At 59.5% G+C, this 12,507-nt stretch carries 18 protein-coding genes; 15 read left to right on the top strand and 3 right to left on the bottom strand.

Annotated elements, in window-relative coordinates; all coding sequences use genetic code 11:
• Nucleotides 1-762: 762 nt before the first annotated feature.
• Nucleotides 763-975, bottom strand: coding sequence for a helix-turn-helix domain-containing protein (locus DV027_RS07600; protein WP_130731276.1), 213 nt, complete (start codon nt 973-975; stop codon nt 763-765).
• A 421-nt stretch (nt 976-1,396) separates the two neighbouring features.
• Between DV027_RS07600 and DV027_RS07590 the strand changes: the two genes are divergently transcribed.
• The 15 genes from DV027_RS07590 (at nt 1,397) to DV027_RS07525 (ending at nt 9,882) form a co-directional block, all read left to right on the top strand.
• Nucleotides 1,397-1,591, top strand: coding sequence for a hypothetical protein (locus DV027_RS07590; RefSeq protein WP_130731250.1), 195 nt, complete (start codon nt 1,397-1,399; stop codon nt 1,589-1,591).
• Nucleotides 1,588-1,848, top strand: coding sequence for a hypothetical protein (locus DV027_RS07585; protein WP_130731249.1), 261 nt, complete (start codon nt 1,588-1,590; stop codon nt 1,846-1,848). Before DV027_RS07590 ends, DV027_RS07585 begins: the two co-directional genes overlap by 4 nt.
• Complete coding sequence (locus DV027_RS07580; RefSeq protein ID WP_130731248.1) at nt 1,845-2,066, top strand: hypothetical protein; 222 nt, start codon at nt 1,845-1,847, stop codon at nt 2,064-2,066. Before DV027_RS07585 ends, DV027_RS07580 begins: the two co-directional genes overlap by 4 nt.
• A gap of 1 nt (nt 2,067) precedes the next feature.
• Nucleotides 2,068-2,415: a hypothetical protein gene (locus DV027_RS07575; protein WP_130731247.1), complete on the top strand. Its 348-nt coding sequence runs from the start codon at nt 2,068-2,070 to the stop codon at nt 2,413-2,415.
• Entirely contained in the window at nt 2,412-2,534 is a 123-nt protein-coding gene (locus DV027_RS18055) for a hypothetical protein (RefSeq protein WP_259369275.1), read from the top strand. The genes DV027_RS07575 and DV027_RS18055 overlap by 4 nt, the downstream gene beginning before the upstream one ends.
• Nucleotides 2,531-2,830 (top strand): hypothetical protein, encoded by a 300-nt coding sequence (locus DV027_RS07570; protein WP_130731246.1) that lies wholly within the window; start codon nt 2,531-2,533, stop codon nt 2,828-2,830. Before DV027_RS18055 ends, DV027_RS07570 begins: the two co-directional genes overlap by 4 nt.
• On the top strand, nt 2,827-3,156 hold the full coding sequence (locus DV027_RS07565; protein ID WP_048855535.1) for a hypothetical protein: 330 nt from the start codon (nt 2,827-2,829) through the stop codon (nt 3,154-3,156). The genes DV027_RS07570 and DV027_RS07565 overlap by 4 nt, the downstream gene beginning before the upstream one ends.
• A gap of 132 nt (nt 3,157-3,288) precedes the next feature.
• On the top strand, nt 3,289-3,969 hold the full coding sequence (locus DV027_RS07560) for a hypothetical protein (RefSeq protein ID WP_130731245.1): 681 nt from the start codon (nt 3,289-3,291) through the stop codon (nt 3,967-3,969).
• 111 nt (nt 3,970-4,080) lie between these two features.
• The gene (locus DV027_RS07555; protein ID WP_048855537.1) at nt 4,081-4,278 is read left to right on the top strand and encodes a helix-turn-helix transcriptional regulator; all 198 of its coding nucleotides are present in this window, start codon (nt 4,081-4,083) and stop codon (nt 4,276-4,278) included.
• 225 nt (nt 4,279-4,503) lie between these two features.
• Nucleotides 4,504-4,776 carry a hypothetical protein gene (locus DV027_RS07550; RefSeq protein ID WP_130731244.1) on the top strand — a complete coding sequence of 91 codons (273 nt, stop codon included), beginning with the start codon at nt 4,504-4,506 and terminating at the stop codon, nt 4,774-4,776.
• Nucleotides 4,773-5,081, top strand: a complete 309-nt coding sequence (locus DV027_RS07545; RefSeq protein ID WP_048855539.1) for a hypothetical protein — start codon at nt 4,773-4,775, stop codon at nt 5,079-5,081. The genes DV027_RS07550 and DV027_RS07545 overlap by 4 nt, the downstream gene beginning before the upstream one ends.
• Nucleotides 5,082-5,173: 92 nt before the next feature.
• Nucleotides 5,174-7,672 (top strand): DUF927 domain-containing protein, encoded by a 2,499-nt coding sequence (locus DV027_RS07540; protein ID WP_408884456.1) that lies wholly within the window; start codon nt 5,174-5,176, stop codon nt 7,670-7,672.
• 315 nt (nt 7,673-7,987) lie between these two features.
• Nucleotides 7,988-8,680: a hypothetical protein gene (locus DV027_RS07535; protein ID WP_130731242.1), complete on the top strand. Its 693-nt coding sequence runs from the start codon at nt 7,988-7,990 to the stop codon at nt 8,678-8,680.
• Nucleotides 8,677-9,288 (top strand): hypothetical protein, encoded by a 612-nt coding sequence (locus DV027_RS07530; RefSeq protein ID WP_130731241.1) that lies wholly within the window; start codon nt 8,677-8,679, stop codon nt 9,286-9,288. The genes DV027_RS07535 and DV027_RS07530 overlap by 4 nt, the downstream gene beginning before the upstream one ends.
• A gap of 72 nt (nt 9,289-9,360) precedes the next feature.
• The gene (locus DV027_RS07525) at nt 9,361-9,882 is read left to right on the top strand and encodes a hypothetical protein (protein ID WP_130731240.1); all 522 of its coding nucleotides are present in this window, start codon (nt 9,361-9,363) and stop codon (nt 9,880-9,882) included.
• 11 nt (nt 9,883-9,893) lie between these two features.
• On the opposite strand, the gene DV027_RS07520 is transcribed toward DV027_RS07525, so the two are convergent.
• Both DV027_RS07520 and DV027_RS07515 read right to left on the bottom strand, forming a co-directional pair.
• Nucleotides 9,894-10,394 (bottom strand): terminase small subunit, encoded by a 501-nt coding sequence (locus DV027_RS07520; RefSeq protein WP_130731239.1) that lies wholly within the window; start codon nt 10,392-10,394, stop codon nt 9,894-9,896.
• 1 nt (nt 10,395) lies between these two features.
• Nucleotides 10,396-12,378, bottom strand: coding sequence for a phage tail tip lysozyme (locus DV027_RS07515; protein ID WP_130731238.1), 1,983 nt, complete (start codon nt 12,376-12,378; stop codon nt 10,396-10,398).
• Between the last annotated feature and the right edge of the window lie 129 nt (nt 12,379-12,507).

The following is a 12,507-nucleotide window of genomic DNA, read 5'->3' as shown; positions in this document are numbered from 1 at the left end:
TGAAGCTTGGCTTATGATCGCTCATATCCGCAGAGTGCTGCGGAAAATCAATCAGGTCGCTTTTTGATTCAGACAGTTAGATAGAACGCAACTTCCCATATCCTCGGCGAGTCTGGCGAATCAGCTGCTCAAGGAGCACGATGTTAAGGATGATGGTCTACGGGCAAGCCACCTACGGTTCTGCATTGCTCAATGGCGGCTGAAAGTGGATCGTTTCTGGAATTGCTTTGGGCCAACACGGTGAAGACGCTGAGGCGGTGGCGGGCCTAACCTTCTCGCTTTGATTTAATCGCGCTAAAATTGGCAGAGAACAGCCATCGTTTGAAAAACAATCAAAGGTTTGAATGTGGCCAGCAAGTGTAGTCTCTGAATTTCTTGAGTCCATAAAAAAGGGGATAGTGGGGCGTGCGGAGGGGAAGTCGTTTTTTTGCTGGCAGCGCCTGATGGACGCAGCCAGCATGCCTTTATTTAATGGCGTCTTGTAGCTTCGTGAGCAGTGACTGAGCTTGATCTTTTGTCAAAGTGACGTCCCATTTCTGGTTCTCTGCCGAAAAATAGATAGTAACCATATTTGTTGATGAATTATACACGACTCCATTTCCAATAAATCCTTGAAAATTTAGCATGCTAATTCCTGAATTTTCTGACATATCGCATCAACCTTTACGGAAAAGTTTCAAAATTAGCAATATTATTTATGGATCATAACCTATCCCATAAAATTAATTGCCGCTGGTTTATTGAGCTTTTATCTTGAAATCGTCAATAGTGCTGTAATTTCCTCAACCGCACGCCAGCCCCACCACCATTCTCAGCGATGAACTCGACCCCAGCCGCCTCCAGGGCGGCGCGGATGGCTTCGACCGTACGGGGATAAAGCGATTCTCCACGCTCAAGGCGGGTAATCGTGTTGGTGGAGACCTGAGCAAGCTCGGCCAATTCCCGCACGCCTAGGTTAAGACCCGCTCGGGCCATCCTGCACTGTTCTGGGGTCATATAAACTTCGCTACACTGTGTCGATCTTGGGTTGACCAAGGGGTGAAACTTGTGGACAGTGTAGCGACCTTGCGCTCTTTGGCAAGGCAGCCGGACGGGAAGGTGGAAGCTCCCGCGCCCGGCCTAACCACAACCGAAGGATGAATTCGGCAATGGCTAACCGTGCCTATAGCACGCCCAGACACACATGGGCATGCTCTCGGCTGGGTACAAGCGTACTCGGCTCCCTTTTTCCCAAAGTTGGGAAAACCCTCTTACTCACATCCGAGCATCTGGCGGCCGGGCTGATCTTCCCTGCGCTGCTCCTGCTCGCTCTGGCCGGGTTCGCCCAGCCGGAGGTTCTGCGCCACGGCGGCCTGAAACCCCACCCCACAGTGATCGCGCTGGCGGAGGTGGCCCGATGAGCGAGACACCGAGAGATCGCGTGCATGCGGTCGTCTGTGACCTTGGCTGCCTGCACACCATACTGGATGGCCTGATTGCTGCATCAGAACCGCCTCCGCTGGAGTTTCTGGCCGGTTGGGTGAAGCGGATATATGGCGAGCTGGATCGGGCATGGCTGGGGCTTCCTACAGATGGAGGGCAGGCAGAATGACCAGCCCCATCCGTAAGGCCACGCTGGCCGCTCTTGGCGCCGATCGCCGCTGCTGCAAAGAACCGGCCACGGCCAATGCGCAGGCCCAGTCAGACCGTTTCCGGGCCGCCTATTGCAAGGTGGTCCAGACCCCGGCCCGATCCTTTGCCGACCTACAGGACAAGGCCCGGCTGGTGATGCTGTTCGACCCAGACCCCAAGCAGATTGAGGCCAGCCTGGCGCGCGACATTCTGGCGATGAAGGGAGAGGCGAAGTGAGCGATCTCTACCAGTTTGAGAAAAGCGCGATCATGGCAGTCCACGATGCGCGCCACGACATTGACCAGCTTGCGCGCCTTTTGATCCTCGCAGGTCGATCCATGACCACCAGAGATGAACCGCATCCAGATATTGCCCTACAGGGCTTCGGAATGGCCGTGGAATGGGCGGCCCAAGAGATAGAGCGCCGATGCGCGGCCATTGCGGAGCGTGTGTGACATGAACCTTATTCCTCATTGGATGCGCCGCCGTGGCGCACCGGCACCGGCTTCCACCGTTCCGCCGCTCCAGATCCGCGATGGCATGGGCATTATCATGATTGATGGGCGTCTCTGCCTGTTCGATGCCAACGACCCCAACGTGGACAACGGGGAACTGGCGGTCGCTGTCTTCAATAAATCCCCGGAAATCGCACCGGTATGGAAGGACAAGGCACGTCCTGCCTGTGGTCCGCGTAGCCTCCGTTATGGCCGCACGCCCTATCACAGTGGCCGCAATGCGCCCGGTGTGAAGGAATATCGGCAGGTCTACATCCTCGGCCGTCTGATCGCAGGAGGGCAATCATGAAACGCATCCTGATCCACGCAGCCCTGTGGTTTCTCATCCCGCTATCGGCCTGGACGATCCGGGCTGGCAACGCGCTGGGTATCCTGACGATGCGCCTGTGGGCGGAGGTAAAGCCATGAGCAAGAGCCCGGAAGCCCCGGTCACGCCGATCGTGCCGGACCTGCAGTTCATAGGCTGGCAGATAGCCGAACAGACGTTCTCAGACGGGGAAGGGGCGGCAAAGCTGCTCGATTACCTGCAGGGCGCGGCCTATGCCATTGGCTTTTCCATCTGGAAGGAAGGCGGTGCGTCCCGTGAGCAGATGCATTACGTGGTCGAGACCATCGCCCAGGCGGGGAAAGCCCGTTGGGTCGAACTAACGATGGATCCGGCTTTCATCGCTTTCCTGTCCGCAGATCCGGAGGGCCGGGCATGAGCCGCCCCGCACGCACCTGGTCTGCCCGCGACCTGCGCCGGATTGAACACCTCCGCAAAGAGGGCCTGTCATGGCGCGAGGTAGGCGAGGCGATGGGCAGCAGTTCTGCGTCCTGCCACCGGGCATGGCGCGCGCATACAGCGCCGCCCAGCCTGGCAACGCCCGACCGGCTGGCGGCCATACAGGCTGCCACCACGGAAATCAGTGTCATGGCCGGGATACTGGCCCGCATGGCGGAGGGGGACAAACAGACCGGCACTGAACTGGCATGGCTGGCCGATGGGATCGGTCGATATGCCCACGCCATTGAGGACTGCCTGTCATGAAAACAGCCATTCACCGATTGCTTATGCGGGCGGTCCATAAACCAGATTGTGTCCCGGCGTGTCTGGGAATGTCATGCAATACTCACAAACATGAACTTTGGGTAACGGCTGTTTGGAACAGGAGGCTTATTCATGGCTGACGATGATGAAGAACTGGGGGTGATTGGTTCCGGTTATGGCTATGGTCTTACCCCTAATGAGGAATATCGACAGAAGCTCAGAGACACCATGAGACTGGCCTATGAATTGGATAATCCAGTTTTGATGTGGACGAAAATACAAGAGTATCTGAAAAGAAGTTGTATTTTTGACGAAGATCCTGAGCGGGAGGGAACTTCAGTCTCAGATATATTCATTATGCCAGAAATGGCGGACTTCTTCTTGGAAACAGCGGACGCGATTGCTTATCTTGCACGCGGCGCGCGCGTTACGGGCGAGGTCATGGAGAAATATGAGACGGACTTGGATCGAAATCCGGGCCCAGTTTTGCCAAAAGAAGCCATCGCGTTATTGCCACAGGCCTTAAATTTTACGCGTCGAGGCTACAATGCTTTCGCTCAGCTGGCCTCAATGCGTCAGAAGGCCTATGAGGCCGCATTATATGATTGCCTGCTCACAAATGGATTGAGTTCACGGGAGGCTTTGGACGCCTTGTCTCGTGAATTGGGGGAAATGGATCATTCCAGGCGTCGCAGGCGTATCAGGGAAGGGCGGCGTTTCAGAAATCGTGGTCTGTTCTGGGAGGATTACGACCAGGGCAGGTTTCTTTATCTATGTCGGCGTATGAAAATAGATCCCTACAAAAATCTCTAAGGGACGAAACGTCGGGCCGTCCTTCTGTCTGGAAACCTGCATGATAATGGGAATATTTCAGAATCCATGACACGTCAGGACGTGTCGCAATGGATATGGAGATTCCCACACATGCCGATTGCCTTGACCGACCGTGTCCTCTTGCGGATCGATGATGTCATGCGAGAGACAGGAGCCAGTCGCTCCACCGTCCATCGCCTGATGGCTGCAGGGACACTGGTCCGGGTGAAGATCGGGCGGGCCACGCGGATTACGGCAGACAGCTACGCCGCATGGATCGCCTCGCTGACGCAGCCCGACAATGCCTGAAATGGAAATCGCCAGCCCACGATAAGCGGACCGGCGACCCGGAAACACCACACAAACAATGATTGCACAGCGTTTGTAGGGACTGCCGGGTCGATTCGTCCACCTAAATTCGTGGCTGGCACATAGGAAAGTGCCGATGCCGAGCCTTGAAAAGCGCGGACACCCGGAGTCCGTACAGAATCCGGGAAATTCCCTCCTTCTGGCCGTCTGGCCGGAGGTGCGCGCATGAGCCAAACCACTGCTTTTGACGCCGCCACGCGCCAGCAGATGGTGCGGGCCATGACGCGCGACTACCTCGATCAGCTGGAACGCTGCATCGCACAGGACCCGCCCCCCTTGGGTGAGGGGCGCAGCATTGCCCAGTGCGCGGCGTTCTCCGCCATGAGCCACCTTCTGGGGCTGGAACTGGAGCGTGCCGGACCACAGGCCCTTGAGGTGCTGGTCGGCGCGGCGACCATCATGCGCGATGTGGCGCTGGGGCGGGAGCTGCAGCCATGACCCAGCACCGTATCGACTTCGAGCGTATCAATCGTGCCGCCCTGGTCGCATTGCCTGCCCTGCTGGGGCGCTGGCTGCCGGACGGCAAGCGTGAAGGCCACGAATGGGTGGCTCGCAATCCCCGGCGCGGCGACCGCGAACCGGGCTCTTTCAAGGTGAACATGAATACCTGCCGCTGGTCTGACTTTGCCACGGGCGACCGGGGCGGTGATCCCGTATCGCTGGCCGCCTACCTGTTCAATATCCGCCAGGGCGAGGCCGCAGCCCGTCTGGCGACCATGCTGGGGCTGGGAGGTGACGCATGAACGAAACCGACATGCCCATCGACTACACCGATCCTGCACCTGATCCGCATATCGCCGTGCCTGCCACCTCCGTCGATAATTTCGGCAATGTCATGGACCTTACACCCGGCATCGAAACCGCCTTTGCCCCGCTGTCGGAGGTCGAACGGCAGGGAACAGCCCCCGCAGATGATGGGCGCGAGATATGGGAACCTGTCAGCCCCGCTCCGTGCGCGCCAGACATGCCGCGTGGCGCCTCCGCCATGTGGGTCTACCGCGATGCGGACGGCCAGCCGCTCTGTGCCCGTTTCCGCAAGGATGACGGTGCTGGTGGCAAGGTGGTGTTGCCACTGTCTTATGGCCACCGGGTCTGGACCGATAGCCGCGGCAACCGCCACGATGCGACGGGCTGGCACTGGAAGCAGGGCGCAAAGCCGCTACCGCTCTATGGGCTGGACCAGCTTGCCGCCTTTGGGGATGCGCCCGTGCTGCTGGTGGAAGGTGAAAAGACAGCGGAGGCGGCCGGCCGCCTGTTTCCCGATTTCGTGGTCATGACCTCGCAGGGTGGCAGTAAGGCGGCGGCCAACAATGACTGGTCGCCCCTGGCCGGGCGGAGCGTCACCATCTGGCCGGACAATGACGATGCGGGTCAGTCCTGGGCAGATGATGTGATCCGTTTGCTGCGCGAAGTAGGGGGAGGGATCACGCGCAAGGTCGAACTGCCGACCGGCCTGCCGCCGGGGTGGGATCTGGCAGACGACCTGCCGTTCGACATGACACAGGGCGGCGACGTGCCGGATATGGAGATCCTGCGCCCGCTGCTGGACAAGGCCCCGCTGGCCGCGCCCAACGTGGAAATGCCCCACGGCTATTACATGAACCGCTTCGGCCTGAACTTCATGCCCGAGGCCACAGGCGACCTGCCACCATCCCCTGTCTGGATTGCAGCGCCCTTCGATGTGGTGGCTGAAACCAACGACGGCACCGGGCAGGCATGGGGCCTTCTGATCCGCTGGGCAGACCGCGACCACCGCCCACACCAGTGGGCCATCCCCAAGAAGCTGGTGCATGGCGAAGGCAAGGAGATCGCGGGTGAGTTGGAAGATGCCGGGCTGAACTGCTCCATTTCCGCCACGCGCCACCTCCGCCAGTTCATCGCCAGCGTGAAGACCCGCACCCGCCTGCGCTGCGTGGACCGGGCCGGATGGCATGCCACCAGCAGCGGGCCAGCCTTTATCTTGCCCGGCGGGGTTACGATGGGCAGCGGTGCGCGCGCCGTGGTGTTCCAGTCCACCCGTGCCGCCATCGGGCAGGAGTTCGCCACGGCTGGCACCCTGGCCGAATGGCAGCGCGAAGTAGCGGCCTATGCCGTGGGTAACAGCCGTCTTGCCCTGTTCCTGTCCGCAGCCTTTGCCGGACCGCTGCTGGACATTGCCGGTGAGCAGTCCGGCGGCATCCATCTGGTCGGCAAGTCCCAGTCCGGTAAGTCCACCTCCGCCTATATTGCAGGCAGCGTGTGGGGGCGTGGCGATCGTGATGGCCAGATTCGTGCATGGCGCGGCACGGCCAACGGGCTGGAAGGCGTGGCGTCCGAAACCTCCGATACCGTCCTGATCCTTGATGAGATGGGGCAGGCCGACAGCCGCGAGGTCGGGGACATCATCTACATGCTGGCCAACAACACCGGGAAGATGCGCGCCGGGCGCAGCGGCAATGCCCGCACCCGCAAGACATGGCGGGTGTTCTTCCTCTCGACCGGCGAGGTCACCCTGGCCGCCAAGATGGGCGAGGCAGGCAAGCGCACGATGGCCGGGCAGGAGGTGCGCCTCGTGAACATCTCCGCCGATGCCGGGGCCGGGATGGGCGCATTCGAGAACCTGCACGATATGGAATCCGGCGGTGCGCTGTCCGACCACCTGCGTGTGGCTTCGCGCACCTGGTATGGCACGGCGTCGCGGGCCTTCCTGTCGCGTCTGGCTCAGGACCGCGGCAATGATGCGGATGGGCTGCTTGAGGCCATCAAGGCCATCCGTGCCCGCTTTGACGATGCCTTCCTGCCCGAAGGGGCTGATGGTCAGGTGCGCAGCGTGTCGGCCCGCTTTTCCCTGATCGCGGCAGGCGGTGAACTGGCGGCCGGATATGGCGTGCTGCCCTGGCAGGGTGGTGAGGCCTTCCGCGCGGCGGGTGCGTGCTTCCAGTCATGGCTGGCCGAACGTGGCGGGGCAGGGGCCAGCGAGGACCAGCAGGCCATCGAACAGGTGCGGGCCTTTATCGAGGAGCATGGGGAAAGCCGCTTCACCAACCTCAGCCGTGACACCGATGGCGAGGTGGTCGCCAACGAGAACATCCGCACCAATTACCGTGCCGGGTTCAAACGGCGTGTTGGCACGCCGGAGGGCGACCAGTGGCAATACCTGCTGCTGCCCGAGATGTTCCGCAAGGAGGTGTGCAAGGGGCTGGACGCCAAGCGGGCGGCCCGTGCGCTGTGTGATGCGGGCTACCTGCTGCCAGATCCATCGGGGCGCATGTCGCAGTCCGTGCGCATCCCTGACGTGGGCCGGTCGCGCGTCTATGTCGTCAGCAGCGCGATCATGGGGGATGACGATGCGTGACATTCCCCCGTCCGGCTCCGGGTCAGTGTTTTTGCGGTGTTCCATGTGTTCCACGTGTTCCATCTCTCTGGAACCCGCACAAAACTGCCATTTATCACATGTTCAGGGTGGAACACCGCGCAATTTCGCCGGTGTTCCACGTGTTCCAGATGCGGCAAAAACCGGGGTGGTGGAACACATGGAACACGTTGGCATCTGCTTACGTGTTCCAGCGCGAAGCGGAAAATATGGCTGTTTACCGCCATTAAATCGGCATGGAACACCGGGAACACGTGGAACACCGCATTTTTCATGTGTCGGGCCGGAACACGACATATGGTGAGCCGTAACCTGTCGGACTGGGTGTCCGATCTGCTGCCCCAACTGGCACCGGAGCAGGTGCCAGAAATGGCAATGCCGCCTGCCAATGATCCCCAGCCGGTCGAGGTGGTTCCCGTCATGCCGTCACCTCCGGCGGAGGGGATCGACCTGTCCAGTGTCACCCATGCCGAGCGCAGGGCGGCGCTGACCGGTTCCGCCATGGCGCTGCTGGGGGAGGCCCGGCATTACGGCGTGTCGGTCGTCGTGCGGTGCGGTCATCCCCGCCTGTCCGGCAAGCTGCCACCCGAAGCCACTGAAACCCGTTTCCTGCATCGCCTGGGTGAAAGCCGCCGGGCGGTGGTGATTGCCGCTGATAGCCTGGCACGTGGATGGTCCGTGGAATGGGATGAAGAATACACCGAATATCGCATTACCCCGCCACGACGGGCAGTGACGGCTGATGTTGAACCCTACGTCGTGGATGCCCCAGCCAATCGTAGGCCCGCGTCATGGGTCGATACGGAGGGTAAGCCGGTGCCGGAGGGATCGGTCTGCCAGTGCTGTCGCGGCACGCTGTGGTGGCGCGAGATGATGCGTCCGCAAGGATGGCGCTGCCGGACCTGCCACCCACCGATCGGGTCTGTGCCGGTCACCGAACAGGATACCCGTGAAGGGGCGGACGGCGCACCGGCAAGGATTGCATCATGAGCAACAAGAATGAAACGCGCCTGATTCGCAGCGTGAAGGGGCGCACCACAAGGGCGATCGTGTTGCCCGATATGATCCACTGGCCTTCCGTGCGCTATCTGACGATCGAGCCGGTCATGGGAACGGATGAAAAGCCGGTACCCGATCGCTGGCACCTGTATTGCTGGTTTCAGGATATGAGCGTGGGACAGATCGCCAGCGCAGGGCCATTGTCCGACCAGCGCCGGTTTGCCCTGCGCATGGCCGCCATCCATGACGTGACGGTGATGGATACGTCCCGACCTTATCCGGCAGGGCCCTCTGTCACCAATGAGGACCGGCTCTGGAAGCGCATGCCCGGTGTTTATGGTGGGGAGGTTATGGGCGAGAGGGTCGCCGCCCATATGGCCTACACCCACAACCTCGATAACACCCAGGCGATAGAAAACACGTTCCGATACCTCTCCCGATGGGCGGAGGGCATCACGGACGCCCGGCTGAGGAACGAGATCCGGCACCAGAGTTTCTGGGCCGCTATGGACTACCTGCAGAAGTTCTTCACGCCAGATGATGAAGACAATGGCGACGACCCTGGTGCCGATAGCATTGATGACAGGGAACAGGTCTGACCATGCACCCGACGGGAGGATGATGTCCGCGTCGTTTATGCACCATCACAATTCATAGGAAAGGATGGCCCGGTGAGCCAGAAACAGAACACTCCGTCTGCAGTGGCAGGGGATGACGATAAGTTGGAAAACGACCTGGGCGCGGTCTTCGCTAACAGTGCTCATGCGCATGCCAACGGGATGCTCGAGGCTCAGGCGGAAATCGCCTACATGTGCGAACATATCCGATACACCATGACCAAGAAGCAGACGGCCCCAGTGGAAGAAATTGAGGCTGCCATGGCAAAAGTTCGACAGGGAGCAGCGGATCGGCTGACCGAATTGTATTCTGCTGGTTCTGTCTGCACGCCTGCCAATCTGACAGCGGAGTTTATGGGGCAGCGTATAGCAGAACAGGCATTAGGGGCGGGCAAGACGGGTCAAGATTTCGCCGCCCTGTTGATGGATATGTCTGTTCAGATGGTATGCGAAGCCGCGGAGAACGATATTTGCACTGATTTTGCAAAAAGCTATGCCAGTCGCATTGCACAGGCTGCTGCGCGGCGCTGGCAAAAGCTGGGTATCAGCATCCGCCATAATGTTGGACATGCCTGACCCGGAGCGACTTATTCGCCTTGCCGTGCCCGGCTTCCTGAATTTACGAATGTCACGTTGATCTTGCTCGGGGCAGCAGATGCCTGGGTATTATCTGTCTCAAACATGCCCATGTGCTTCATGAGCTTTTCGAGTGCAGACATCTTGTCCCACATTTTGACCTCACGTCCGGCATCCCCGTCTTTCAGAGACGAGACGCAGGCCGCTAAATCAGCAGGCCATTCGCTCACGGGAAGCATCTTCCCCTCGTCATCGAGCAGCCCCCGGATGTCAGAAAAGGCTATCCGGGCAAGTTCCCTGATGATGAGATCCTGCGAAACCAATGTGCGGGTGGCTCGGGCGGCCATTGCGTTCTGAACAGCGCTTTCAATGTCTACATTTGCCAGCAGGCGCGCACCTTCTCGGTTGGCAGCTTTCGAGCTATATCCAGCCCGGATGGCCGCCTGCGTTGCGTTTAGGTCTATGAGGTATTCCTGAACGAAACGCGCCTGCTTGGGCGTCAGGGTTTGCACCTCAGAACTGTCCTGAGTTTGCACTGGATGCGTAATCGTGCGGCGTGAGCGCCATTTTCCGCGTCTGGTCGACAAGCTGCTGCGGATTATTGGCCTTCACCGTCACGTTCTGCATGTGGATCTGAGTTGTGTTGCCCGAAGCAACTTGAGGTGTTGGCGTTGATATTCGGCGCAAGGCAGCGGCAGACATGGCAAATCTATCGGCATATTCTCGCCCCCTGACGCCGTTTTTTATGTATTCCTTGGGCAATTCAGCATCAAGCGCGCCACGAACGGCAGCATGGAGATCATGGCCTGACCCGAACAGTCGCCTGCCTGCCGATTTTACGCCATCAACATTATGCATTTCCCAATCTAAGGCATCGGCTTGCTGTTCCATAGTCATGCGCGACAGGCGCATCCCGAAATGGGCCTCGATGGCCTTGCGCCGGGGTGCATGCCACTGGAACATGCCCTCAGCGTACCCGCTATCGCCGATGGCTTCCGTGTTGAATCCACCTTCCGATCGCGCCATGGCGGCCACAGCCGCTGCCTGCTCGGGGGTGTAGCCACGCGATTTCATCAGATACTGCGTCAGCTCATATTCGCGCTGGTTCTTCTCAAGGGCGCTATAACGATTTGCCCCATAATGAGGATCGCGCATCGCCTTCAGGTTATTGGCAATCCGCCCTGCATCGGATCGGTCATAGCTGATTTCTTTGTAGGCCGCGTATCCTGCCGCGCCGGCAACCGTTGCCGCGGCCACGATGGGGTTATCAGCAATGACGGCAGCCCCGCCCCGTACGGTCGCTGCACCTCCACGGCCAATCAGCGTTGCGCCATCCTTCAGTAATCCGGCTCCTTTGAGAAGGCCACGCATGCCAATGAGCGTGCCGACTATAGGTGCTATGGCGGAAAATAGGCCTCCAAGGGCAACGGCAACGGCTGTGGCGGTCGTGATCTCACTTACTTTGTCGGGATGATCTTTGCAGAACTGATCCCATTTCTTTACCCATCCGTCTAGTTGGTCTACCCATGGTTCCAGGTCGTGGGCGATATCTGTCCGGAATGTCCCAACATCCTCCATGAGGTTGCGCCACGATCTTTGAAACTCAAGGTCCCGATCGGTGTTTCCCGCGATGCTTTGGGCGCGGCGGTCCCCTTCCGCGTTAAACCGGCGCATCTCGTCGGGATGAAGGGCCAGGTTCGTATATCCGCCCGAAGTCAGGCCTGACTGGTCGAGAATGGAGGCCGAAACCTGATCGTCATATCCAAGACCGCGTAACTGCCCAACCACATACTGGACGAAGGCGGCATGGTTCATGCGCAATTGTTCCGGAGAAAGCTGAACGCCAGAACGCAGAAGGGCGTTTGTCAGTTCAGACTGTCCGGTGCGCCGATATTCCACCTGTGCGTTTGAATATGCGCCAATGCTCTGCCGCGCCTCTTCGCGGCTTGACCTCCCCGAGAGATAGGCACCCTCTTCTTCCGCAACATTGGCCCGTATGCTTGTGTTGGTGCGCTGCGCAAAGTTCTGCTCATCAACACCTCGTGCCGAAGTCTCCTGTAGCAGGTTGTTGAGACCTGCCACTCCTTTCTCGCCAAGGGTGATGGCGGCCACGGAAAGCAGTGTATCCCTCAGCTGCGCTACGGCCTGCGTTCGCTCGCGGATGGAGGTCATTTCCGCCCGCTCGCGCTCAACGCGCCGCCGTGCTGCAATCTGTTCCTGCTGCGCTCGGTCGCGTTCGGCGTCCCGGTTGATGCGCGCGCTCTCTCTGGCATGATCGCGCTCGGCGTGCTCAATTTCCTTCAGGGCGGCCCGGACCTCAGTCGTGCTCAGGGAAAGAGACCGAGCTAGACCTTCTACATTTTCCTCCGACCGGCGCCGCGCATGCGCCATGCCGGCCACCATGCGCTCCAGTTCGTCCTGCGCCTCGGCAGAGCCACGCAGGAAGTCAGTTGGATCAAAATTGAATTTTAGGCCGAACAGGAAGTCATCAGACATGGAGATATTTCTCACGGGTCGCAGGATGGGCAGAAAACAGCGTGAGAATTTTATCAATTCATGTGGAAGAAGTACAGTTTCCTGAAGGAGTAAGTGTCTACTTTATCGGCGTTTCTGGTGTTTGCAGGA

It is taken from the genome of Komagataeibacter xylinus, assembly GCF_004302915.1.
Taxonomy (GTDB): domain Bacteria; phylum Pseudomonadota; class Alphaproteobacteria; order Acetobacterales; family Acetobacteraceae; genus Komagataeibacter; species Komagataeibacter xylinus_C.
This window is presented reverse-complemented; position numbering and strand designations above follow the sequence as displayed.